The 24,185-nt window shown below is 74.8% G+C and carries 21 protein-coding genes and 1 rRNA gene; 21 read left to right on the forward strand and 1 reads right to left on the reverse strand.

Going from position 1 to position 24,185, the window contains the following annotated elements:
- The 20 genes from RB146_12275 to purH all read left to right on the forward strand — a co-directional run.
- Nucleotides 1-1,524: ATP-dependent DNA ligase (locus RB146_12275; GenBank protein MDQ7829746.1), on the forward strand; the 1,524-nt coding region annotated here is incomplete at its 5' end.
- A gap of 120 nt (nt 1,525-1,644) precedes the next feature.
- Nucleotides 1,645-2,199: a Uma2 family endonuclease gene (locus tag RB146_12280; protein MDQ7829747.1), complete on the forward strand. Its 555-nt coding sequence runs from the start codon at nt 1,645-1,647 to the stop codon at nt 2,197-2,199.
- A gap of 136 nt (nt 2,200-2,335) precedes the next feature.
- A complete protein-coding gene (locus tag RB146_12285) occupies nt 2,336-3,658 on the forward strand; it encodes a nodulation protein NfeD (GenBank protein MDQ7829748.1) in 1,323 nt (440 codons plus the stop codon).
- Between the two features lie 18 nt (nt 3,659-3,676).
- Nucleotides 3,677-4,189 carry a tRNA (adenosine(37)-N6)-threonylcarbamoyltransferase complex ATPase subunit type 1 TsaE gene (gene tsaE, locus RB146_12290; protein MDQ7829749.1) on the forward strand — a complete coding sequence of 171 codons (513 nt, stop codon included), beginning with the start codon at nt 3,677-3,679 and terminating at the stop codon, nt 4,187-4,189.
- A 6-nt stretch (nt 4,190-4,195) separates the two neighbouring features.
- Entirely contained in the window at nt 4,196-4,909 is a 714-nt protein-coding gene (gene tsaB, locus RB146_12295; protein MDQ7829750.1) for a tRNA (adenosine(37)-N6)-threonylcarbamoyltransferase complex dimerization subunit type 1 TsaB, read from the forward strand.
- Nucleotides 4,910-5,005: 96 nt separating this feature from the next.
- On the forward strand, nt 5,006-5,518 hold the full coding sequence (gene rimI / locus RB146_12300; GenBank protein ID MDQ7829751.1) for a ribosomal protein S18-alanine N-acetyltransferase: 513 nt from the start codon (nt 5,006-5,008) through the stop codon (nt 5,516-5,518).
- Between the two features lie 17 nt (nt 5,519-5,535).
- Entirely contained in the window at nt 5,536-6,543 is a 1,008-nt protein-coding gene (gene tsaD / locus RB146_12305) for a tRNA (adenosine(37)-N6)-threonylcarbamoyltransferase complex transferase subunit TsaD (protein MDQ7829752.1), read from the forward strand.
- 283 nt (nt 6,544-6,826) lie between these two features.
- Nucleotides 6,827-7,135 (forward strand): co-chaperone GroES, encoded by a 309-nt coding sequence (gene groES / locus RB146_12310; protein MDQ7829753.1) that lies wholly within the window; start codon nt 6,827-6,829, stop codon nt 7,133-7,135.
- 56 nt (nt 7,136-7,191) lie between these two features.
- A complete protein-coding gene (gene groL, locus RB146_12315) occupies nt 7,192-8,802 on the forward strand; it encodes a chaperonin GroEL (GenBank protein ID MDQ7829754.1) in 1,611 nt (536 codons plus the stop codon).
- A gap of 294 nt (nt 8,803-9,096) precedes the next feature.
- Nucleotides 9,097-11,055, forward strand: a complete 1,959-nt coding sequence (purD, locus tag RB146_12320) for a phosphoribosylamine--glycine ligase (protein MDQ7829755.1) — start codon at nt 9,097-9,099, stop codon at nt 11,053-11,055.
- Nucleotides 11,056-11,059: 4 nt separating this feature from the next.
- Nucleotides 11,060-12,376 (forward strand): adenylosuccinate synthase, encoded by a 1,317-nt coding sequence (locus RB146_12325; protein ID MDQ7829756.1) that lies wholly within the window; start codon nt 11,060-11,062, stop codon nt 12,374-12,376.
- Nucleotides 12,369-13,739, forward strand: a complete 1,371-nt coding sequence (purB, locus tag RB146_12330) for an adenylosuccinate lyase (protein ID MDQ7829757.1) — start codon at nt 12,369-12,371, stop codon at nt 13,737-13,739. The genes RB146_12325 and purB overlap by 8 nt, the downstream gene beginning before the upstream one ends.
- 32 nt (nt 13,740-13,771) lie before the next feature.
- Complete coding sequence (locus tag RB146_12335; GenBank protein MDQ7829758.1) at nt 13,772-14,650, forward strand: phosphoribosylaminoimidazolesuccinocarboxamide synthase; 879 nt, start codon at nt 13,772-13,774, stop codon at nt 14,648-14,650.
- Nucleotides 14,647-14,877, forward strand: coding sequence for a phosphoribosylformylglycinamidine synthase subunit PurS (gene purS, locus RB146_12340; protein ID MDQ7829759.1), 231 nt, complete (start codon nt 14,647-14,649; stop codon nt 14,875-14,877). Before RB146_12335 ends, purS begins: the two co-directional genes overlap by 4 nt.
- Complete coding sequence (purQ, locus tag RB146_12345; protein ID MDQ7829760.1) at nt 14,874-15,665, forward strand: phosphoribosylformylglycinamidine synthase subunit PurQ; 792 nt, start codon at nt 14,874-14,876, stop codon at nt 15,663-15,665. Before purS ends, purQ begins: the two co-directional genes overlap by 4 nt.
- Nucleotides 15,665-17,887: a phosphoribosylformylglycinamidine synthase subunit PurL gene (gene purL / locus RB146_12350; GenBank protein MDQ7829761.1), complete on the forward strand. Its 2,223-nt coding sequence runs from the start codon at nt 15,665-15,667 to the stop codon at nt 17,885-17,887. The genes purQ and purL overlap by 1 nt, the downstream gene beginning before the upstream one ends.
- Nucleotides 17,884-19,380, forward strand: a complete 1,497-nt coding sequence (gene purF, locus RB146_12355) for an amidophosphoribosyltransferase (GenBank protein MDQ7829762.1) — start codon at nt 17,884-17,886, stop codon at nt 19,378-19,380. Before purL ends, purF begins: the two co-directional genes overlap by 4 nt.
- Nucleotides 19,377-20,405 (forward strand): phosphoribosylformylglycinamidine cyclo-ligase, encoded by a 1,029-nt coding sequence (gene purM / locus RB146_12360; GenBank protein ID MDQ7829763.1) that lies wholly within the window; start codon nt 19,377-19,379, stop codon nt 20,403-20,405. The genes purF and purM overlap by 4 nt, the downstream gene beginning before the upstream one ends.
- Nucleotides 20,402-21,088 (forward strand): phosphoribosylglycinamide formyltransferase, encoded by a 687-nt coding sequence (purN, locus tag RB146_12365; protein MDQ7829764.1) that lies wholly within the window; start codon nt 20,402-20,404, stop codon nt 21,086-21,088. The genes purM and purN overlap by 4 nt, the downstream gene beginning before the upstream one ends.
- Nucleotides 21,085-22,629: a bifunctional phosphoribosylaminoimidazolecarboxamide formyltransferase/IMP cyclohydrolase gene (purH, locus tag RB146_12370; GenBank protein MDQ7829765.1), complete on the forward strand. Its 1,545-nt coding sequence runs from the start codon at nt 21,085-21,087 to the stop codon at nt 22,627-22,629. The genes purN and purH overlap by 4 nt, the downstream gene beginning before the upstream one ends.
- 16 nt (nt 22,630-22,645) lie before the next feature.
- On the opposite strand, the gene RB146_12375 is transcribed toward purH, so the two are convergent.
- On the reverse strand, nt 22,646-23,401 hold the full coding sequence (locus tag RB146_12375) for a DUF92 domain-containing protein (protein MDQ7829766.1): 756 nt from the start codon (nt 23,399-23,401) through the stop codon (nt 22,646-22,648).
- Nucleotides 23,402-23,793: 392 nt separating this feature from the next.
- Between RB146_12375 and RB146_12380 the strand changes: the two genes are divergently transcribed.
- Nucleotides 23,794-24,185, forward strand: a 16S ribosomal RNA gene (locus tag RB146_12380); the annotation flags it as partial.

A 24,185-nucleotide genomic window follows, 5' to 3' on the forward strand; every position in this document is an offset into this window, starting at 1 on the left:
GTCGAGGCGCTCCAGGACCTCACCGGCGTCGACGACGCCACCCTGCACGACGCCTACCTCCGCCACGGGGACCTGGGCGAGGTGGCCGAGGAGGTCCTCGGCCGCTCCCCGGTCCGGCCGGGGGCGGGGCTCTTCGACGCCCACCCCACCGGGCCGCTCACGCTGCAGCAGGTGCGCCGGGCGTTCGAGGCGATCGCGGCGGCGGAGGGGCGCGGCTCGCGCGCCGCCAAGGTGGCGGCCCTGCGCGACCTCTTCCGGGCGGCCGCGCCGCGCGAGGCCAAGTACCTGGTGAAGGTGATGACCTCGGACATGCGCGTGGGGCTGCGCACGGGGCTGCTGGAGGAGGCGGTGGCCGCCGCCTTCGCCCCGGGCGGCCTGGCCGGGCGGCGGGCCCTGCTGCCGCTCGTGCGCCACGCCCACATGCGGCAGAGTCAGATCGGCGAGGTGGCGGTGCTGGCGCGCCACGGCCGCCTGGGGGAGGCGCGCCTGGTCCTCTTCCGGCCGGTGCACTTCATGCTGGCCGAGACGATCTTCGCGCCCGAGGAGGCCTTCGCCGACGCCGCGGGAGGGGAGGTGTTGGCCGAGGACAAGTACGACGGCATCCGCGCCCAGGTGCATGTCGCCCCGGGCCGGGTGGCCATCTTCACGCGCACCCTCGACGAGGTCACCGCCAGCTTCCCCGACCTCGTGCCCGACCTGCAGGCCCTCGCCCGCACCTGCATCGCCGACGGCGAGATCCTGGTCTGGCGCGGAGAGCGGCCGCTCGGCTTCGGCCTGCTGCAGCAGCGGCTGCGCCGCAAGGACCCGGGTCCGCTGGTCCGCGAGGCCCCGGTGGTCTTCTTCGCCTTCGACCTCCTCCACCTCGACGGCGCCGACCTGCTCGACCGGCCGCTCGGGGAGCGGCGGCGGCGGCTGGAGGGGCTGCGCATGGGCGAGCGCGTCCGCCCCTCGCACGCGGCGCCGGTGGCCGACGCGGCGGCGCTGGGCCAGCGCTTCCGCGAGGCGCGCGACCGCGGCAACGAAGGGGTGGTGGTGAAGCGCCTCCAGAGCCCCTACCTGCCGGGGCGGCGCGGCCGCCACTGGATGAAGCTCAAGGAGGAGCTGGCCACCCTCGACGTCGTGGTGGTGGCGGCGGAGCACGGCCACGGCCGCCGGGCGGCGGTCCTCTCCGACGTCACCTTCGCCGTGCGCGACGGGGACCGGCTGCGCACCATCGGCAAGGCCTACTCCGGCCTCACCGACCAGGAGATCGCCGAGCTCACCCGCTGGTTCCAGGCGCACACGGTGCGCGACCTGGGCCGGGTCAAGGTGGTGGAGCCGCGGGTGGTGCTGGAGGTGGCCTTCGACGCCATCACGCGCAGCGACCGTCACGACTCCGGCTACGCCCTGCGCTTCCCCCGCATCAAGCGCCTGCGCCCCGACCTCACCCCCGCGCAGATCAGCACGCTGGAGGACGTCCGCCGCCTCTACGAGCGCCAGCTGGTGCGGGGGGAGGGGGCCGCGCGGGCGCGCGCCCGGGCCTAGGCCGGCACGGCGGCCGCCGGGCTCACCGGCGCTGCGTGCTCCGTGAGGTGTGTCGGCGGTAGACTGCCGGTAGGGGGGCGCGGCCCGGTCTCCCCGGTGATCCGTGGCCGGAGGGCAACGATGAGCGTGCAGCTCAAGAAGTGGACAGTGGAGGAGTATGAGCGGCTCGTGGCCCTGGGTGCGCTGACGGAGCACGACCGGGTGCAGCTCGTGGAAGGGGAGATCGTGGAGATGATTCCGCAGAACGCGCCGCACATGACCGCCGTGCGGCTCGTTGAGGAGGCCTTGCGGGAGGCTTTTGGCAGGGGGTTCGACGTTCGAGCGCAGGGCCCTCTGGCGCTGGCTCCCGACTCCGAGCCGGAGCCCGACGTGGCGGTGGTGCGGGGCACCCCCAGGGATTACCGGGATCGGCACCCCGGCGCGGACGACACGCTCCTGGTGGTCGAGGTGGCGGACGCCACGCTGACCTTCGACCGGGAGCGCAAGGGGAGGGTGTACGCCAGGGCGGGGATTCCCGAGTACTGGATCCTGAACCTCCACAGCCGCGAGCTGGAGGTCTACCGGGAGCCCGCCGGAGCGGCGTACCGGCTGCAGATGGTGCTGCGGGGAGGGGAGACGGTGGCTCCTCTCGCCCGTCCAGACGTGCGGATCCCGGTGGGCGAGCTGCTGCCCTGATCGGAGGGCGTCCAAGCGGGGAAGGGTCTCCTGGCCGAGACCTACGCCTCGCGGTCCGGGGGAGCCCCGCGGGTTGCGCGTGACCGCGCCGGCTCCACCGCGCTGTCGCGGCAGGGCGTAGAATGGACGTGGGTTCATGCCGACGCCCCGCGCCGTCCTCGGCTTCGCCCTGCTGGCCCTGGCGCTCGCTGCCGTCGCCCCGCTGCCGGCCGGCTGGGCGGCCGTGCCCGCGGGGCCGCCCCGCGTCCTGCGCATCGACGTGGACGGCGTGATCGCCCCGGCGACGGCGCGCTACATCGCCCGCGCTATTCGCCAGGCGGAGGAGGAGCGGGCGGCGGCGCTGCTCATCCGGCTCGACACCCCCGGTGGGCTGCTGAAGTCCATGGACGACATCACCAAGGTGATGCTCAACGCCGGGGTGCCGCTGATCGTCTGGGTGGGGCCGGAAGGCGCCCGCGCCGCCTCGGCCGGCGTGTGGGTGACCTACGCGGCCCACATCGCCGCCATGGCCCCCGCCACCCGTATCGGCGCCGCCCACCCGGTGGGCGTGGGGCAGGGGGAGCAGGACCGCACGCTCATGGAGAAGGTCACCAACGACGCCGTGGCCAGCCTGCAGGCCATCGCGCGGCGGCGCGGGCGCAACGCCGCCTGGGCGGAGCGGGCGGTGCGCCAGTCGGTCTCGGCGACGGCGGACGAGGCGGTGCGATTGGACGTCGTCGACCTGGTCGCGCCCACGGTCGACCACCTCCTGCGCCGCGTCCACGGCCGCACCGTGGAGACCGCCCTCGGCCCGCGGCGGCTGCGCACGGCGGACGCGCGCGTCGTGGCGGTGGGCATGGACGTCACCGAGGAGTTCCTGAGCCTGCTCAGCGACCCCAACGTCGGCTTCATCCTGCTGAACATCGGCATCGTCGGCGTCCTGGCCGAGCTCTACAACCCCGGCGCGATCCTCCCGGGGGTCGTCGGCGGGATCGCCCTGATCCTGGGGCTGGCCTCCTTCGCCATCCTGGAGGTGAACGTCGCCGGGCTGCTGCTCATCGCGCTGGCCGTGCTGCTCTTCATCGCCGACATCAAGGTCCCCGGCCACGGCGTGCTGACGGTGGGCGGCGTGGTGGCCTTCATCTTCGGCGCCATCCTCCTCACCGAGCGGCAGGCCCCCTTCCTGCGCATCTCGCTGCAGCTCATCGTGGCCGTGGCGCTGGCCATGGCGGGCTTCTCCCTTTTCGCCCTGGGCGCCGGGCTGCGGGCGCAGCGCCGCGCCCCGGCCATGGTGGGGCTGGAGGTGGTGGGGCAGGTGGGCGTGGCCCGCTCCGACCTGGCCCCCGAAGGGACGGTGCACGTCGCCGGGGAGGAGTGGAGTGCGGTGGCCGTGGACGGGACGATCCCCGCGGGGCAGCGGGTGCGCGTGGTCGGGCGGGAGGGGCTGCGGCTGTACGTCGAGCCGGAGACGCGGCGGTAGCGCGTGCGGAGGGAGGGAATGGGCGCCGGGCCACGCCGCGCAGCAAGCGTCCAGGGCACGCCGGTGCGGCTCACGGTGACCACGCACAGCGAAGCGGAGACGGTGGCGCTGGGCCGGCGCCTCGGCGCGGCCCTCCAGGCGGGCGACGTGGTCGCCCTCACCGGTGACCTGGGGACGGGCAAGACGGCGCTGGCCCGCGGCATCGCCGAAGGGGCCGGCGCGCGCGGGTACGTGGCCAGCCCCACCTTCACCCTTATCCGGGAGTACCGGGGGCGCGTCCCGGTCTTCCACGTCGACCTCTACCGGCTCGAGCCGGGGGACCTGGCCACGCTCGGCCTGGAGGAGGTGCTGGAGGCAGGGATCACGGTGATCGAGTGGGCGGAGAAAGCGGAGGCGTTCCTCCGCCCGCCGCTGCTGCGCGTCCACCTGGCCTTCGCCGACGCGCCCGAGGAGCGCGTCCTCACCCTGGAGGCCCGGGGCCGCGGACCGGAGGCGGCGCTGGCCAACCTGGAGGCCGTCCCCACGGAGTAACCCCCCATGCGCGTGCTGGGCATCGAGACCGCCACCCCAGCGGGCAGCGTGGCCCTGGTGGGCCCGGAGGGGTTGCTGGGCGAGGTGACGGCGCAGGTGCCGATGCGCCACCTGGAGTGGCTCCTGCCGGCCATCGACCGCCTCCTAGCCGACCTGGGGTTGGGGCGGGACGCGGTGGAGGGCGTGGGGGTCTCGCGCGGTCCGGGAGGGTTTACCGGGCTGCGCATCGGGATCGCCACGGCCCAGGCCTGGGCCCGCAGCGCGGGGTGCCCCGTGGTCAGCGTTCCCACCCTGGAAGCGCTGGCCGCGGCGGCCGGGGCCCCCGGCCACGTCCTCCCCCTGCTCGACGCGCGGCGGGGGGAGGTGGCCGCCGCCCTCTTCCGCGCGGAGGCCGCTCCGCCCAGGCCCGGCGAGGCGGCCGGGCTCTCCCTCGTGCGCCTCCTCGACGACACCCTGCTGCCGCCCGACGACCTGAGCACCTTCGTCCCGCCAGACGCGGCGCCGCTCCTCCTGCTGGGGGACGCCCTGGTGCGCTACCGGGAGATCATCAGCCGGACGCTGCCGGCGGCGGTGGTCTTGCCGCCGGTGACCTGGACGCCGCGGGCGGCCTGGGTGGCGGCGCTGGCCCGGGAGCGGCTGCTGCGGGGCGAGCGGGACGACCTCTACCGCCTCCACCCGGTCTACGGCCGCCGCCCCTACGTCGAGACGCAGCCCTCCTGACCGGACCCTGCCGGCGGGCGCCGACGACCGCCGCCGGTGCGGGAGCGAGCTCCGCGGGTGCGGTAGAATCTAGGACGTCGCCGGGACGGCTGGACCATGAAGCAGATCGCCCAGGTCGAGATCGCGCCGATGCGGCCCGAGGACATCCCGCAGGTGCTCGAGATCGAGCGCCGCTCCTTTGCCACGCCCTGGCCGCGGGACGCCTACCATCATGAGCTGGACCACAACCGCACCGCCGTCTACCTGGTGGCGCGCAGCGGCGGACGCGTGGTCGGGTATGCGGGGATGTGGGTGGTGATGGACGAGGCGCACATCACCACCATCGCCGTCGACCCCGCCCGCCGCGGCGAGGGGATCGGCGAGCGGCTCCTGGTGGAGCTGATCAGCCGCGCCTACGAGCGGCGGGCGCGCTGGGTGCAGCTGGAGGTGCGCCGCAGCAACCAGGTGGCCCAGAACCTCTACCGCAAGTACGGCTTCCGCGACGTGGGCGTGCGCCGCCACTACTACAGCGACAACGGCGAGGACGCCCTGGTGATGTGGACGGGCAACATCTGGGAGCCCGACTACCAGGAGCGCTTCGAGCGACTGCGCCGGGGGCTCGGGTCATAGCCTCCCTGGTCCTGGGGATCGAGACCTCCTGCGACGAGACCGCGGCGGCGGTGGTGGACGCCGCCTTCCGCGTGCGCAGCAACGTCATCGCCTCCCAGGCCGACCTGCACCGGCGCTTCGGCGGCGTGGTCCCGGAGCTGGCCGCGCGCCACCACGTCGAGCGGCTGCCGGCGGTGCTGGACGAGGCGCTGGAGCAGGCCGGCGTCGACCTGCGCGCCATCACCGCCGTGGCGGTGACGTGTGGGCCAGGGCTCGTGGGCAGCCTCTCGGTGGGGGTGGCCGCCGCCAAGGCGCTGGCCTACACCCGCGGCTGCCCGCTCGTGGGCGTGAACCACCTGGAGGGGCACGTCTACGCGAACCGGCTCACCGGCGCGCCCTGGACGCTGCCGGCTGTGGCGCTGATCGTCTCCGGCGCCCACACCGACCTCGTCCACATGCCGGGGGAGCGCCGCTACCGGGTGCTGGGGCGGACGCGCGACGACGCGGCCGGCGAGGCCTTCGACAAGATCGCCCGGGCGATGGGCCTGGGCTACCCCGGGGGCCCGCGCCTGGACCGCCTGGCCGAGGAGGGCGACCCGGACGCCCTGCCCTTCCCGCCGGCCTTCCTGGATGGCGGGGAGGAGTTCTCCTTCAGCGGGCTCAAGACCGCGGCCCTGCGCCTGTGGCGGGCGGGCCCCCAGGAGGACGACGTCTTCCGCCGGCACTTCGCCGCAGGCTTCCGCCGCGCCGTGGTGGAGGCGCTGGTGACCAAGCTCTTCCGCGCCGTCGACCGCCTGCGCCCGCGGACGGTCATGTTGGCCGGCGGCGTAGCCGCCAACGCCCTGCTGCGCCGGCGTGTGGCCGCGGAGGCGGCCCGCCGCGACCTCCCCGTCCTGATCCCCCCGCCGGTCCTGTGCACCGACAACGCCGCCATGATCGCCGCCGCCGGGCTCGTCCGGCTGGCCCAGGGGGAGCGCGACGACCTGCGCCTGGGCGCGGCGGCCGACCTGCCGCTCGACGGGGCTGGAGAAGTTGATCCTTCCTGAACATCGTCCACAGGGGGTGTGAGCCGGCCCTGTGGACAATGTGGACAGGCTGTGGGCAAGGCCGGGAGCGCCCCCCCCAGGCGCCGGCCGACCGCCCGGAAGCCGCCGGCCGCCACCGCCTACCGGTCGCCACCGCCGGGCCCGGGCCGGCCGCCGGGCGCCGCCAACTTCGGGCTTGCCCCCGCCGCCACCCCCTCGCTAACATGGGGGGCGGATTAGCACTCACCGGGGAAGAGTGCTAATGCCCCACCGCACACACCACACGGACGAAGGAGGGAGGAGCATGCAGCTTCGGCCGTTGGGCGACCGCGTGGTCGTCAAGCCGCTCGAGGAGGAGGAGCGCACCCGCGGCGGCATCGTCCTGCCCGACACGGCGAAGGAGAAGCCGCAGCACGGGGAGGTCGTCGCCGTCGGACCGGGGGAGTGGGACGAGGAGGGGAAGCGGCGCCTGCCGCTGGACGTCAAGGTGGGCGACCGGGTGCTCTTCGCCAAGTACGCGGGCACCGAGGTCAAGCTGGAGGACCAGGAGTACCTGATCCTGCGGCAGAGCGACATCCTGGCCGTCGTCGAGCGGGAGCCGGCGAAGGTCTAGCGGTCCCGGCCGGCGGCGGGTCGCTGGTGCAGAAGTCCCCCACGAGGTGACGGAGCATGCCGAAGATCCTGGCGTACAACGAAGAGGCGCGGCGGGCGATGGAGCGGGGAGTGAACAAGCTCGCCGACGCCGTGAAGATCACCCTCGGCCCCAAGGGCCGCAACGTCGTCATCGAGAAGAAGTTCGGGTCCCCCACCATCACCCACGACGGCGTCACCGTGGCCAAGGAGATCGAGCTGGAGGACCCCTTCGAGAACGCGGGGGCCCAGCTCGTGCGCGAGGTGGCCACGAAGACGGAGGATGTGGCCGGCGACGGGACCACCACAGCCACGATCCTGGCACAGGCGATGATGCGCGACGGGTTGAAGCTCGTCGCCGCCGGGGCCAATCCCATGGCGCTCAAGCGCGGCATCGACCGGGCCGTGGCCGCCGTGGTCGAGCAGATCAAGACCGCGGCCAAGCCGCTGGAGACCAAGGAGGAGATCGCCTACGTCGCCTCCATCTCGGCCAACGACCCCTCCATCGGCCAGCTCATCGCCGACGCCATGGACAAGGTGGGCAAGGACGGCGTGATCACGGTGGAGGAGTCCAAGGGGATCGAGACCACCGTCGAGGTCGTCGAGGGGATGATGTTCGACAAGGGCTACATCTCCCCGTACTTCATCACCGACCCCGAGAAGATGGAGGCCGTCCTCGAGGAGCCGGTCATCCTCATCACCGACAAGAAGATCAGCGCCGTGAAAGACCTCCTCCCGGTGCTGGAGAAGGTCGTGCAGCTGGGGCGGCCGCTGCTCATCATCGCCGAGGACGTCGAGGGCGAGGCCCTGGCCACCCTGGTGGTGAACAAGCTGCGCGGCACTCTGTCGGCGGTGGCGGTGAAGGCCCCGGCCTTCGGTGACCGCCGCAAGGCCATCCTCCAGGACATCGCCATCCTCACCGGCGGGCAGGTGATCAGCGAAGAGGTCGGCCTGAAGCTGGAGAACACCACCGCCGGCCAGCTTGGCCGGGCCCAGCAGGTGCGGGTGCGCAAGGAGGAGACGATCATCGTCGGCGGGGCCGGCAAGCCCGAGGAGATCCAGAAGCGCATCCAGCAGATCCGCAAGCAGATCGAGGAGACCGAGTCCGACTACGACCGGGAGAAGCTGCAGGAGCGGCTGGGCAAGCTCTCCGGCGGTGTGGCGGTGATCAAGGTCGGCGCGCCCAGCGAGGCGGAGCTGAAGTACCGCAAGACCCGCACCGAGGACGCCCTGCGGGCGACCCGGTCGGCGGTCGAGGAGGGCATCCTCCCCGGCGGCGGGGTGGTGCTGGTGCAGGCCCAGCAGGCCGTGGACGCCCTCAAGCTCGAGGGGGACGAGGCCATGGGCGCCGGCATCGTGCGGCGGGCGCTGGAGGAGCCGATGCGCCAGCTGGCCATCAACGCCGGCCAGGAGGGCTCCATCATCGTCGAGCAGGCGCGCACGCAGCCGCCGGGCTACGGCTACGACGTCCTCACCGGCCGCTTCGTCGACATGCTGAAGGCCGGCATCGTCGACCCGGCCAAGGTGGTGCGCACGGCCCTGCAGAACGCGGCCAGCGTGGCGGGGCTGCTGCTGACCACCGAGGCGCTGGTGGTGGAGAAGCCCGAGGAGGAGAAGGAGGCGGCCACGCCCAGCGTGCCGCCGATGTAACGGGCCTTCCCCCGCACCCGGCCCGCGACCAGGCCCCGGCCCATGTGGCCGGGGCCTGTGTCTTGGGGTCGTGAACCGCCGCCGAACCCCCATGACGGCGCCCCGGGAAGGAGTAAAATCCGAACGATTCCCCTGCTTGAGGCAAACAGTTGCAGTCTATAAAGTTCCGTGCTACTGTCTCATCGGCGCAAACATTGCCAATGTGGGTGAAAACACGAACAATAGTGGAAGGCAACGGCACCTCTTACCATCTATGCGGGTCCTGAAGCGCCCTGTGCGGATCCTGGCCGTCCCATGCGGATCCTGATCCTCGGTAACGGCGCCCGGGAGCACGCCGTCGGCTGGGCCCTCGCTGCCTCTTCTTCCCGTCCAGCCCTGTTCTTCGCCCCCGGGAACGCCGGGACCGAGTCGCTGGGCCCTTCATTACCCGCCGACCTGCACGACCCCGAGAGTCTCCTTCGCGCCGCCCGAAGCGTGGAGCCCGACCTCACCGTGGTGGGGCCCGAGGCGCCGCTGGCCGCCGGGGTGGTGGACCGGTTCGAGGCGGCCGGGTTCCGCATCGTCGGCCCGCGCCTAGCCGCGGCGCGGATCGAGAGCAGCAAGGCCTTCGCCAAAGCCCTCATGGCCGAGGCCGGCATCCCCACAGCGCCCTGGCAGGTCTTCGAGGACCCGGCGGCGGCGCTGGCGTACGTGCGGACGGCCCCGCTCCCGCTCGTGGTCAAAGCGGACGGGCTGGCTGCCGGCAAGGGCGTCACCGTGTGCGCCACGCGGGGTGAGGCGGAGGACGCCGTCTACCGGCTGATGGTGCAGGGCGCCTTCGGTGAGGCGGGCCGGCGCGTGGTCGTCGAGGAGGCCCTCGAGGGCGAGGAGGTGAGCGTCCTCGCCCTCACCGACGGCCGGGACATCGCCCTGCTGCCGCCCGCACGCGACCACAAGCGCCTGCTGGCCCAGGACCGTGGCCCCAACACCGGCGGGATGGGCGCGGTCGCCCCCGCCGCGATCGGCCCGGGTGTCCTGGGCCAGGCCGAGGCGATCCTGCGGCGCGCCGTCCGGGCGCTGGCCGCGCGCGGCACGCCCTATCGGGGGATCCTCTACGCCGGCCTGATGGAGACGGCCGGCGGCGTGCGCGTGCTGGAGTTCAACTGCCGCCTAGGCGACCCCGAGGCGCAGGCCATCCTCCCGCTGCTCGACACCGACCTGGTGGACGCGCTCCTGGCCACCGTGGAGGGACGTGTCGGCACCCTGCAAGTGCGGTGGCGCCCCGGGGCGGCGGTGGCCGTGGTGGTGGCCGGCGGGCGCTATCCGGAGGCAGCCGACCACGGCACTCCCATCGAAGGAGTGGGAGAGATCCCTCCGGACATCCTGGTCTTCCACGCGGGGACGGCTCGTGGACCGGACGGCCGCCTGGTCACCGCCGGCGGCCGCATCCTGACGCTCGTGGCGGTGGGGCCCGACATGGAGGCGGCGCGTCGGCGCGCTGTCAAGGCCGCCGAGACGGTGCGGTTCCCCGGCCGTCACTACCGCCCCGACATCGGCCTGCGGCATCGGCATTGGCTCCCCGCGACCGGCACGGTCTGGGCCGCCGGCGAGCCTGCAGACCGCGACCGCCGGCATCCGCTCCCCATTGCCGGCGGAGCGCCGGACCGCGGTGGGCCCGGGCCCGGCGGCGCACCGGACCACCATCGCCCCGTGGCCAGCGGCGTGGCGGGGCACACCCCGTCCCTCCATGCCCGCGTGGCCATCATCGTGGGCAGCGACTCCGACCTGCCGGTGGTGGAGGAGCACGCCCTCCCGGTCCTGCGCCACTTCGCCGTGCCCTACGAGGTCACCGTCGCCTCCGCGCACCGCTCTCCCGAGCGCGTGCGGCGGGTGGCCGAGGAGGCCGAGGCGCGGGGGTGGCAGGTGATCATCGCCGCCGCCGGCGGGGCGGCGCACCTGGCCGGGGTGCTCGCGGCTCACACAGTGCTGCCGGTGATCGGCGTGCCGCTCGACGCCACGCCGCTGCGCGGCCTGGACGCCCTGCTCGCCACCGTCCAGATGCCCCCGGGGGTGCCGGTGGCCACGGTGGCCGTCGGGGGGTGGGGGATGCACAATGCCGCCCTGCTCGCCGTGCAGATCCTGGCTACCGCGGATCCCGAGCTGCGCGAGCGCTTCCGTCAGGGCAAGGCCCGCCTGGCCCGGTCGGTCGAGGAGAAGGCGGCACGGGTGGCCGAGCACCTCGCCCGCGGGGACGCTGCCGCAGCGGAGCGGTGAGCCCATGCCGGTGACCGCCGTGGTCGGGGGGCAGTGGGGCGACGAGGGCAAGGGGAAGATCGTCGACACCCTGGCCGCCGACGCCGACCTGGTCATCCGCTACAACGGGGGCGGCAACGCCGGGCACACCGTCGTGCTCGACCGCGGCACCTTCCGCCTCCACCTGGTCCCCTCGGGGATCTTCCGCCCGGGGGTGCTCTGCCTCATCGGTCCGGGCGTGGTCGTGAACCCGGACCGGCTGCTGGAAGAGATTGACGCCCTGCGCGCCCGCGGGATCGACACGAGCGGGTTGCGCCTGGCCGACCGGGCGCACCTCGTCTTCCCCCACCACCTGGCGCAGGACGCCCTGGAGGAGGAGGCCCGCGGCGCCGCCGCCCACGGGACCACCCGCCAGGGGATCTGGCCGGCGTACGCCGACAAGGCCTCCCGCATGGGCGTGCGCGTGGCCGACCTCTTCGAGCCGCAGGTGCTCGAGGGGGCGGTCCGCCACCTAGCCGCGCGCAAGGGCGCCGTCTTCCGGGCGCTCTATGGCCGGACGCTGGAGGCCGACGAGCTGCTGGCGCGGTGCGCGGCCTGGCGGGAGGCGCTCGCGCCCTACGTGGTGGACGCGCTCCCGCTCGTCACCGAGGCGCTGCGCCGCGACGCGCGCATCATCCTGGAGGGGCACCTGGGGGTGATGCGCGACCTGGACTGGGGCGTCTACCCGTACGTCACTTCCTCGACCTGCCTGCCGGCGGGGGCCGGCGCCGGCGCGGGGATTCCCGCCGGAGCCATCACGCGCGTGGTCGGGGTGGTGAAGGCCTACACCACGGCCGTGGGCGCCGGGCCGCTCCCCACCGAGCTGCACGACGAGACCGCGGCCCGCCTGCGCGCGGCGGGCCACGAGTTCGGCACCCTCACGGGGCGGCCCCGCCGCTGCGGCTGGTTCGACGCCGTGGCCGTGCGCTACGCCGCCCAGGTGGCGGGGTTCACGGAGCTGGCGGTGATGAAGGTGGACGTGCTGGGCGGGTTCGACCCGGTGCGGGTGTGCGTGGCCTACCAGGACGGCGAGCGCGTCCTGCAGACGGTCCCCCACCACGCCGCCCTGGCGCGCGTCCAGCCGGTGTACGAGGACCTGCCCGGCTGGCCCCCCACGGGGCCGGTCGAGCACGAGGAGGCCCTGCCGGCGGCCGCGCGCGCCTTCCTCGACCGGGTGGAGGCGCTGGTGGGCGTCCCGGTCACCCTGGTGGGGACCGGGCAGGCACGCAGCGCGCTGCTGGTGCGCAGTGCCGCGATGGGCCCTGGCGGGCGCGCCCGCCAGGGGGTCAGCCGGCGTGCTTGAGCGCTACGCCACCCCGGAGATGCGCACCCTGTGGGCGGAGGAGACGCGGTTCGCCCTGTGGCTGGAGGTCGAGCTGCTGGCGGCGGAGGCGCAGGCGGCGCTGGGCGAGATCCCCCGCGAGGCGGCGGAAGCGCTGCGCCGCACCGCGCGCCCCGGGACGCCGGAGCGGATCGCCGAGATCGAGCGCACCGAGACCCACCACGACGTCGTCGCCTTCCTGCGCTCGGTCGGGGAGCAGACCGGCGAGGTGGCCCGCTACCTCCACCGGGGGCTGGGCTCCTCCGACGTCGTCGACACCGCGCAGGCCGTGCTGCTGGTGCGGGCCGCCGACCTGATCCTGGCCGCGCTGGACGAGCTGCTGGCCGCCCTGCGCGCCCTGGCGGAGCGCTACCGCGCCACGCCCATGGCCGGCCGCACCCACGGCATGCTGGCCGAGCCGATCACCTTCGGCCTGAAGGCCGCGCTGTGGTTCACCGAGGTGCGGCGGGGGCGGGACCGCCTGCAGCAGGCCCGCGAGACGGTGCGCGTCGGCAAGGTCTCCGGCGAGGTCGGCACCTACGCCCACCTCGACCCGGCGGTGGAGGCGGCGGTCTGCCGGGGGCTGGGGCTGGAGCCGGAGGTCGTCTCCTCCCAGATCGTGCAGCGCGACCGCCACGCCGCCTACCTCTGCGCGCTGGCGGTGCTGGCGGGAACGCTCGAGCGCATCGCCACGGACCTGCGCACCCTGCAGCGCAGCGAGATCGGCGAGGTGGAGGAGCCCTTCGCGGAGGGGCAGACCGGGTCGTCGGCCATGCCGCACAAGCGCAACCCCATCCTGTGCGAGCGCCTCTGCGGCCTGGCCCGGGTCGTGCGCGGGCAGGCCCTCACCGCCCTGGAGAACCAGGCGCTGTGGGGGGAGCGGGACATCTCGCACTCCTCCGCCGAGCGGGTCATCTTCCCCCAGGCCACCACGCTGGTGCACTACATGACGCGCACGCTGACCCGGGTGGTGCGCGGGCTGCGGGTGTACCCGGAGGCCATGGCGCGCAACCTGTGGCGCCACGGCGGCGTGGTCTTCAGCCACGCCGTGCTGCTGGCGCTGCTGGAGGCGGGCCGCCCCCGCGAGGAGGCCTACGCGCTGGTGCAGCAGGCCGCCGCCGAGGCGCTGGAAGGGCGGGGCGGCTTCCGGGAGCTGGTGGCGGCCCGCGGGGTCCTGCCGCCCGAGCGCCTGGCGCAGTGCTTCGACCTGGCCCGGGCGCTGCGCCACGTCGACCGCATCATCGACCGCGCGCTTGCCGGCGACGACCGCGCGCCGCGCCAGGACGCGCCCCTCCGCCCGACACCCGCCGGAGCGGCGGCCAGGCCGCCCGGGCTGGTGCCGTAGGACATCAGGACCGTGCCGAGGGGAGGGAGGGGATGGCAAGCGCCGTGCTGAGCCAGACCGCGCTGCCGCTGCCGCTGGTGGCGCGGGGGAAGGTCCGTGACGTCTACGCCTTCGGGGAGGACCGGCTGCTCATCGTGGCCACCGACCGCCTCTCCGCCTTCGACCACGTCCTGCCCACGCCGATCCCCGACAAGGGCCGCGTGCTCACCCTGCTCTCGGCGTTCTGGTTCGAGCGCACGGCCGCCCTCGTCCCCAACCACCTCCTCACGCTGGATCTCCGGCCGCAGGGCCTGCCGGATGAGCTGCAGGACCGGGCCATGGTGGTGCGCCGCGCCCGGCGCATCGACGTGGAGTGCGTGGTGCGCGGCTACCTGGCCGGCTCCGCCTGGGAGGAGTACCGCGAGCGCGGCACCGTGGGCGGCGTGGCGCTGCCTGCGGGGCTGCGGCCCGGTGACCGGCTGCCGGAGCCGCTCTTCACGCCGGCCACCAAGGCCGCCGCAGGGCACGACGAGAACATCACCGTCGCCCGCCTGGTCGACCTGGTCGGTCCGGCGCTCGCCCACGAGCTGCGCGAGCGCTCCGTGGCGCTCTACCGGGCGGCGCACGCGCTCGCCTGGGAGCGCGGTCTCGTCCTGGCCGACACCAAGTTCGAGTTCGGCTTCGGCCCCCGCGAGGACCTCATCCTCATCGACGAGGCCCTCACCCCGGACTCCTCCCGCTACTGGGACCGCGCCGCCTACGCGGCGGGCCGTCCGGAGCCGTTCGACAAGCAGTACGTGCGCGACTACCTGACGCGCATCGGGTGGGACCGGGAGCCGCCCGCCCCGGCGCTGCCGCCCGAGGTGGTGGCGGTCACGCGGGAGCGCTACCGGGAGTGCTACCGCCGGCTGGTGGGGCGGGAGCTGCCGTGAGGCGGGTGCGCGTGGTGGTCACCCTGCGCCCGGGGATGCTGGACGCGGCCGGGCAGGCGGTGGCGCAGGGGTTGCGGGCGCTCGGCTACGACGTCGGGGAGGTGCGGGTGGGCAAGGTGGTCGACCTGGACGTCCCGGACGGTGTGGACATCGAGGAGCTGTGCCGTACCTTCCTGGCCAACCCGCTGGTGGAGACCTGGGAGGTGCAACCGGGGGTGGTGGCGTGATCTGGGGCGTCGTCACCTTCCCCGGCAGCAACTGCGACCGCGACTGCGTCCACGTGCTGCGCCACCTCCTCGGTCAGGACGTGCGCGAGGTCTGGCACGGGGCGCGCGACCTCACCGGCCTCGACGTGGTCGTCCTGCCCGGCGGGTTTGCCTACGGCGACTACCTGCGGGCCGGGGCCATCGCCGCCACCTCCCCGGTGCTCCACGCCGTGCGCCGCCACGCCCGGGCGGGCCGCCCGGTGCTCGGCATCTGCAACGGCTTCCAGGTCCTCACCGAGGCGCGCCTGCTCCCCGGGGCACTCGTGCGCAACCGGGGGCTGCGCTTTATCTGCCGTCACGTGTGGGTGCGGGTCGAGCGGACCGACACCCCCTTCACGCGGGGCCTGCGGCCCGGGCAGGTGCTGCGCCTGCCCATCGCCCATGCCGAAGGGCGCTACATCGCCGACGCGGCCACGCTGGCGGCGCTGGAGGCGCAGGGGCGGGTGGTCTTCCGCTACTGCGACGCCGAGGGACGGGTGGTGGAGGCGGCCAACCCCAACGGCTCGCTCCACGGGATCGCCGGCGTGGCCAGCGCGGAGGGCAACGTCGTGGGGTTGATGCCCCATCCGGAGCGGGCCGCCGAGGTGCTCCTGGGCTCGACGGACGGGCTGGCGCTCTTCGCGTCGGTGCTCCTCGGAGTGGCCACCGCCTCGCCGTGCCCGGCCGCACCCGCCGAACCCGGGAGGTCAGCGGTGCCCTCCCCGGCCGCTCCCGCTGCGGGCGCTCGTCGTCCCGCCGGCGTCCTGTGATGGTCACCGCGCTGCGCGGGGCGCTCGACCCGGCCCGGATCGGTCTCACCGCCGCCGAGGCGGCGACGATCCGCACCGCCCTGGGGCGCGAGCCCAACGCGGTCGAGCTGCGCTGCTTCGGCGTGCTCTGGTCGGAGCACTGCGCCTACAAGCACTCCCGCACGGTATTGCGTCGGCTGCCCACCGCCGGGGCGCGGGTCCTGCAGGGCCCCGGAGAGAACGCCGGCGTCGTGGCGGTGGATGCGGGGTGGGCGCTCGTCCTGAAGATGGAGAGCCACAACCACCCCAGCGCCGTCGACCCCTACAACGGTGCCGCCACCGGCGTGGGCGGCATCATCCGTGACGTGCTGGCCATGGGGGCGCGGCCCATCGCCCTGCTGGACGCGCTGCGCTTCGGCCCGCCGGACGACCCCCGCAGCCGGCGTCTCCTCGCCGGCGTGGTGGCGGGGATCGCCGGGTACGGCAACAGCGTCGGCGTCCCCACGGTGGGCGGGGACCTGGCCGTCGACCCGGCTTACCGCGACAACCCGCTGGTGAACGTGGCCTGCCTGGGGCTCGTGCGCGCCGACGGGGTGGCGCGCGCCCGCGCCGCAGCGGGCCAGGTCTTCCTCTACGCGGGCGCGCGCACGGGACGCGACGGGGTGGGGGGAGCCGCCTTCGCCAGCGAGGAGCTGGACGAGCGCTCCGAGCGCGAGGACCGCGCTGCCGTGCAGATCGGCGATCCCTTCGCCGGCAAGTGCCTGGTGGAAGCCACCCTGGCGGCGCTGGCCACGGGCCGCGTACGCGGGGTGCAGGACATGGGGGCCGGGGGGCTCGCCTGCGCCGCCGTGGAGATGGCCGCGCGGGGCGGGTGCGGGGCCGTCCTCGACCTCGACCGCGTCCCGCTGCGCGAAGCCGGCCTCGCGCCGGAGGAGATCCTCCTCTCCGAATCGCAGGAGCGCATGCTCGTCGCCTGCGCCCCCGAGGACGCCCCTGCGCTGGCCGCGCACTACGAGCGCTGGGGGCTGGCCGCCGCGGTCGTCGGCCGGGCGACCGCCGACGGCCGCTTCCGCGCGCGCTTCCAGGGAGCGGTGGTGGCCGACCTGCCGGTGGCGCTCCTGACCGGCGCGCCGGAACGGCACGTCGTCCCCCGGCAGCCGCCAGTGGTCCCCTCCCCGCCTGTCCCCCCGCTCGACCCCGCCGCGCTGCTCCTGCGCCTGCTGGCCGCGCCCGAACTCGCCGACCGGCGGCCCATCTTCGAGCAGTACGACCACATGGTGCAGGTGCGGACGGTCGTCCCCCCGGGCGCCGACGCCGCCGTGCTGCGGCTCCAGGAGGTCCCTCCGCTGGGCCTGGCCCTCACCGTCGACGGCAACGGACGGTGGTGCGCGCTCGACCCCTACGCCGGGGCGGCCGCCACGGCGCTGGAGGCGGCGACCAACCTGGCCTGCGTGGGGGCGGAACCGCTGGCGGTGACCGACTGCCTGAACTTCCCCAGCCCGGAGCGGCCCGAGGTGGCCTGGGCCTTCGCGCAGGCGGTCCAGGGGATCGCCGACGCCTGCCGCGCGCTCGGCGTCCCGGTCGTCGGAGGCAACGTCTCCTTCTACAACGAGGGGCCGCGCGGGCCCATCCTGCCGACGCCCATGGTGGCGATGGTGGGGCTCGTCCCCGACGTGGCGCAGCTGGCCGCCACGCGCGGCGCCGGCGCCGACCCGCCCGTGCTCGTGCTGCTCGGCGACGGTGAGGTCACCCTCGCCGGCAGCCTCTGTGCGCGCGAGGCGGGGATGCGTCCCGGCGGCACCGTCCCCCGCGCCGCGTTCGAGCAGGCGGTGCGGACCCTGGAGGTGGTGCGCCGCGCCGTGCGCGAGGGTCTGGTCGCGCTGGCTCACGACGTCTCCGACGGCGGTCTGCTGCCGGCGCTCGCGGAGGTCTGCCTCACCCTGCACCGGGGGGCGCGGATCGCCCTGGGGGCGCTCCCGCCGGAGGCCGGCTCATCCGGCGCAGCCGCCGGGTGGCCCCTCACCCTCTTCGGCGAGGGCGGCACGCGCGTGCTGTGCCTCCTGCCGGGCTCCCGGGTGCCGGCTCTGGAGGCGCTGGCCAGGTCGGCCCAGGTGCCCGTGCGCTCCCTCGGCGTCGTGGGTGGCGATGCGCTCACCGTGACCGTGGACGACACGCCTGCGGTGCACCTGCCGCTGACCACGCTCGGCCGCGCCGCTAGGGCGTTCGCGGAGGTGCTGGCGTGACCGCGGCCCCCGCCGCGCTCCTCCCGGACACGCCGTCTGGCTGGAGAGAGGAGTGCGGCGTGGCCGGGGTGCTCTGCCGCGACCGGTCGCTCCCTGCGGCGCCGCTGGTCCACCTGGCCCTCTACGCCCTGCAGCACCGGGGACAGGAGAGCGCCGGGATCGCCGCCGGCGACGGCGACGATGTCGTGCTCCACCGCGACCTGGGGCTGGTGGCGCAGGTCTTCCCACCGGAGGTGCTGGGGCGCCTGCGCGGGTGGCTGGCGGTCGGACACGTGCGCTACGCCACCATGGGCTCGGCCACGGTGGCCAACGCCCAGCCCATCGTCGTCCCCTCCCCGTGGGGGCCGCTGGCCGTGGCCCACAACGGCAACCTGATCAACGCGCCGGCGCTGCGGCGGGCGCTCGAGGCCGACGGGGCGCGCTTCACCTCGACCAGCGACACCGAGGTCATCGCCCACCTGCTGGCCCGCACCTCCGCCGCCTCCCTCGAGGAGGCGGCCCTGCGCGCCCTCCCGCATCTGGAGGGGGCCTTCACTGTGGCGGCGCTGGCCGGCGGCACGCTGCTGGGGTTCCGCGACCGCCACGGCATCCGGCCGCTGCTGCTCGGCGGCGGGCCCGGCTTCTGGATCCTGGCCAGCGAGAGCTGCGCCTTCGACCAGGTGGGGGCGGTGGCGCTCGGCGAGGTCGAGCCCGGCGAGGTGCTGGCCCTGACCCCGGGGGGCCCGCGCACCATCGGAGCGCTCCCGCCGGCGCGCCGGGCCCACTGCGTCTTCGAGTACATCTACTTCGCCCGGCCCGACTCCACGCTCTACCACCGCAACGTCCACCAGGCCCGCCGGCGCATGGGCCGCCAGCTGGCCCGCGAGCACCCCGCTCCCGCCGACATCGTCGTGCCCGTGCCCGACTCGGGCACCTCGGCGGCGATGGGGTACGCCGAGGCGGCCGGACTGCCCCTCGAGGTCGGCCTGATCAAGAACCGCTACGTCGGGCGCACCTTCATCCAGGCGGACGCGGGGGCGCGGCAGGCCGGCGTGCGCATCAAGCTCAACCCGGTGCGCGAGGTCGTGGCGGGCCGGCGCGTGGTGTTGGTGGACGACTCCATCGTGCGCGGCACCACCAGCGGCCGCCTCGTGGCGCTGCTGCGCCAGGCCGGGGCGCGCGAGGTGCACGTGCGCATCAGCAGCCCCCCCATCCGTCACCCCTGCTTCTACGGCATCGACACGAGCAGCCGGGGAGAGCTCGTGGCCGCGCGCCTCGCCGTGGAGGAGATCCGGGCGGCCATCGGCGCCGACTCGCTCGGGTACCTGAGCCAGGCGGGGCTGGTGGCAGCCCTCGACCTGCCCCCGGACGATTTGTGCATGGCCTGCCTGGACGGCCGCTACCCGACCCGCGTCCCGACCGAGGCCGAGGCCGGGCGGCACGCCCTGGAGCGCCGGGACCCCGAGCCCGCTCCCCTGGCCACCCGACCCTCCCTCACCGAGGTGGGCGCATGAGCGCGGTCCGCGCGAAGGTCTCCACCATCGCGCCCCGGACGTACCGGGAGGCCGGGGTCGACCTGGACGGCAAGGCCGCCCTCCTCCGGTCGCTGGGCCGGCTCGTCCGCAGCACGCTCCCCGCGGGAGCCGGCGGGTTTGGCGACTTCGCGGGGACCCTGCGCCTGCCGGCCGGCCTCGTCCTGGCCGTGACCACCGACGGCGTGGGGACCAAGGCGCTGCTGGCCCGGCGCTGCGGACGCGACGGGGTGGTGGGCGTGGATGCCGTGCACCACTGCGCCAACGACCTGGCCGCCGCCGGCGCGCGGCCGCTGCTCTTCGCCGACTACCTGGCCATGGGCCGTCTGGACGAGCGCGTGGTGACCGCCGTGGTGGAGGGGATGGCCGCGGCCTGCCGCGCCCTCGGCATCCCGCTGCTGGCGGGAGAGACCGCCGAGATGCCCGACACCTACCGCGAGGACGCCTACGACGTGGTGGGGACGATGGTCGGCCTCGTCGACGAACTCCCCCACGCCGGGCCGCCCCGCCCCGGCGACGTCGTCCTGGGGCTGGCCGCGGACGGGCTGCACACGAACGGCTACAGCCTGGCCCGCCGCCTCGTCGCCGACGTCGACCTGGACCGGTACGACCCGGCGCTGGGAGCCACGCCCGCGGACGCCCTCCTCGCGCCCCACCGCTGCTACGCCACCGCCCTCGCCTCCCTGCGCCGCATCGTCCCGGTGCGCGCGGCCGCGCACATCACCGGCGGCGGCCTGGCGGGGAACCTCGTGCGCGTCCTGCCGCCCGACGCCGCCGCGCGCCTCGACCCCACCTGGCCGGTGCCCCCGGTCTTCCGCTGGCTGCAGCGGCGCGGCGCGGTGGCCGAGGAGGAGATGCGCCGCGTCTTCAACATGGGAATCGGGATGGCGGTCATCGTCCCGCCGGAGCGGGCGGCGGCGGCGCGGGACCACCTGGAGGCGGCGGGGGAGCGGTGCTGGGTCATCGGCCACGTGGAGGCAGGGCAGGGGGAGGTGCGCTTCGGGTGACCACGGACCCCCGCATCGCGCTGCGTGGAGATCCCCTGCGCGTCGGCGTGCTCGTTTCGGGGCAGGGCACGACGCTCCAGGCGCTGCTGGACGACGCGGCCTCCGGCGCCCCCTATGCCGTCGTCCTCGTCCTCTCCAACGTGCCCGACGCCCCCGCCCTCGACCGCGCCCGGCGGGCCGGGGTCCCGACCTGCACCGTCGACCACCGCGGCCGTCCGCGCCAGGCCTTCGAGGTCGACGTCGCGCAGGCGCTGGAGGCGGCGCAGGTGGAACTGGTCTGCCTGGCCGGCTTCCTGCGCATCCTCTCGCCCTGGTTCGTGGAGCGCTTCCGGGGCCGGGTCGTGAACATCCACCCCTCGCTCCTGCCGCGCTTTGGGGGTCGGGGGATGTACGGCCTGCGGGTCCACCAGGCCGTGCTCGCCGCCGGGGACCGCCAGAGCGGGTGCACCGTCCACCTGGTCGATGAGACACCCGACGGCGGCCCGGTGCTGGCCCAGGCGGTCGTGCCGGTGCTGCCCCAGGACACGCCGGAGCGCCTGGCGCAGCGCGTGGCGGCGGTGGAGCACCGCCTCTACCCGCAGGTGGTGCGGGCGATCGCCGATGGCCGGCTGCTGGGCCTCCGCCCACCGGCCCCCTCAGCCCAGGATGGCGCCCCGGCGGCGCTGCGGGTGGGCGCACCGTGAAGGTGCGGCGGGCCCTGCTCAGTGTCTGGGACAAGACCGGGCTCGGGCCCTTCGCCCGCACCCTCGACGCGCTCGGCGTGGAGTTGATCTCCACCGGCGGGACCGCAGCCGCGCTGGAGGCCGAGGGGCTGCGCGTCACACCGGTGAGCGCGCTCACCGGCTTCCCGGAACTCCTGGGCGGCCGGGTGAAGACGCTCCACCCGGCGATCGCCGCTGCGGTGCTGGCGCGGCCGGGCGACGAGGAGGAGCTCGCCGCCTACGGCATCGCCCCCATCGACCTAGTCGTCGTCACCCTCTACCCCTTCACCCGCGTGGCCCGAGAGCGAGAGGCCGCGGGTGATCGGGAGGCCTTCGCCGACCTGGTGGAGTGGATCGACATCGGCGGGGTGACGCTGCTGCGGGCCGCCGCCAAGAACTGGGCCCGGGTGGGAGTGGTGAGCACCCCCGACCAGTACGAGGCGGTGGCGGCGGAACTGCGTGCCTCGGGCACGCTCTCGCACGAGACCCGCCGCCGCCTGGCCGCGCGGGCCTTCGCCCTCACCGCCGCCTACGACGCGGCCATCGCCGCGCACGCCGCCGGCGCCGAGGGGCCCGAAGCCTTCCCCGACCCGCTGGTGCTGACCTACCGGCGGGTCCAGGAGCTGCGCTACGGCGAGAACCCCCACCAGCGCGCCGCGCTCTACCTCGCCGACGCCCCGCCGCCGGGGGAGGTCCTGACGGCGCGGATGCTGCAGGGCAAGGCCCTCTCCTACAACAACCTGGTGGACCTGGACGCCGCCTGGCAGGCGGTGCGGGAGTTCGCCGCGCCGGCGGCCGTGGTGGTCAAGCACGCCACTCCCTGCGGCGCCGCGCTGGGCCGGGACGGCCCTGAGGCCATCCGCCGCGCGCTCGCCGCCGACCCGGTATCGGCATTCGGCGGCATCGTGGCGGTGAACCGCCCGCTGGACGCACCCGGCGTCGAGGCCTTCGGGGAGACCTTCCTGGAGGCGGTGATCGCTCCCGAGGTGACGCCGGACGCGCTGGCCCGCCTGGCCGCCCGGCGCCACTTGCGCGTGCTCAACGCCGGCTCGTCCCCACCGGCCGCAGCGTCGGGCGCGGTGCGCTGGCTCCCCGGCGGGGTGCTGGTCCAGGAGGCCGACCGGGAGGGGCTGCCCACAGAGGCCCGGGTGGTCACGCGGCGGGCGCCGGAGGAAGCGGAGTGGGCCGACCTGCGCTTCGCCTGGCTCGTGTGCAAGCACGTGCGCTCCAACGCCATCGTCCTGGCGAGCGGCGGCCAGACCCTGGGGATCGGCGCCGGGCAGATGAGCCGGGTGGACAGCGTGCGCCTGGCCGTGTGGAAGGCGGGGGAGCGGGCCCGCGGGGCCGTGCTCGCCTCGGACGCCTTCTTCCCCTTCCCGGACGGGGTGGAGGTGGCCGCCGCAGCCGGCGTCACCGCGGTGATCCAGCCCGGCGGGTCGGTGCGGGACCGCGAGGTCATCGCCGCAGCGGACGCGGCCGGGATCGCCATGGTGCTCACCGGCGTGCGCCACTTCCGCCACTGATCCGGACGGCCGGCTCCTAGGCGACCAGCGCCGCCACGGCAGCGCCGGTCGCGCTGGCCAGCAGGTTCACCACGTCGTTGGTGATGCCCGGGAGCCCCTGGAGATGGCGACCGGATCCCCCGCAGGGGCAGGCGGGCTCCTCCAGGGTCCGCCCGCAGACCGGGCAGCGATAGGTGACCTGCAGGGTGGCCCCCAGGAGACTGTCGGCCACCAGCCCGGCCACTCCACCAAGGAGCGTCGCGCCAGCGGGCAGACCCACCAGTGCGGCCGCAACCGCCAGGACTCCGGCCCCCGCCACCCCTGCCGCCGTCCCGAGTCGCGTGACACCCCCCGACCGGCCCGGCTCGACCACTGCACCTGTCGTGATGAGCCTCGGCGGTGCCGGGCTGAGCAGGCCGACCTCCGTCGCCCAGGTGTCCGCCGTGGTGGCGGCCAGGGCCCCGGCCAGCGCCGGCAGAGCCCACTCCACGCCCAGGAGCCCGCCCGCCACGGCGAGGACCGCGGGGAGTCCGCCGTTGGCCGCCACCTGGGCCGCCCTCCGCCCGCGTCTCCGCTCCGCCCCACCCTTGCGCGCCCATCCCAGCCGCGTGAGGAGGCTGCTGCTCGAAAAGAAGAGCACGAGCAGCAGGGCGGGACCCCATCCCCCGGCGCCCAGCACCACGGCGCCCACGAGCGCTGCGGCCGCTGCACCGCCGGGCGTGAGGAGGCGAAGGCGCACGGCGAGGGCAGCGGCAACGACCGTCAGCGTGGTGGCCACTTCCCAGGGCGGCACGCGGGAACATTCGCACTCCAAGACGGGCTTCCTGGGCTCCCTGCCAGGGGCCTGTCGGCCTCTCCAGGTCGGTTGCCCGCTCACCCCCGTTGCCCCCTCCCCCGACCTGTGGTGTAATGGTCCTGACGCGGGACCTGCAGAACAACCCATAGGGCGCGATGCGGCGCTATCCCCGGCGGCCCAGCTCGGCGGCGGGTCGCGCGGGGGTTCGTGTCGCTTGACACCTTTTGGGGGCGACTGCTATAGATAGTGGTTGCCACTGCGGGGGAGAAAACCCGCCCGAACCTTGACAACCGCATAGTGGTAAGGAGCCGCATCGAACCGGATGCCTGCCAGAAGGCATTCGGGCCTCGGATCCTTTGAGTGGCAGCCGCAAGCTGCCGGAGAAGAGTCCGACGGAGAGTTTGATCCTGGCTCAGGACGAACGCTGGCGGCGTGCTTCAAACATGCAAGTCGAGGGAGGGTTGCTCGGGGGCTTGCCCCCGGGTTCAACTCTACCGGCGAACGGGTGAGTAACACGTGGGTAACCTGCCCTGAAGACGGGGATAACCTCGGGAAACCGGGGCTAATACCCGATACCCTCACCGGAGGGCATCCTGCGGTGAGGAAAGGTCCGCAAGGTCCGCTTCAGGATGGGCCCGCGGCGTATCAGCTAGTTGGTGAGGTAACGGCTCACCAAGGCGATGACGCGTAGCTGGCCTGAGAGGGTGGTCAGCCACACTGGGACTGAGACACGGCCCAGACTCCTACGGGAGGCAGCAGTTGGGAATCTTGGGCAATGGGC

It is taken from the genome of Armatimonadota bacterium (assembly GCA_031081585.1).
Classification (GTDB): domain Bacteria; phylum Sysuimicrobiota; class Sysuimicrobiia; order Sysuimicrobiales; family Humicultoraceae; genus Geohabitans; species Geohabitans tengchongensis.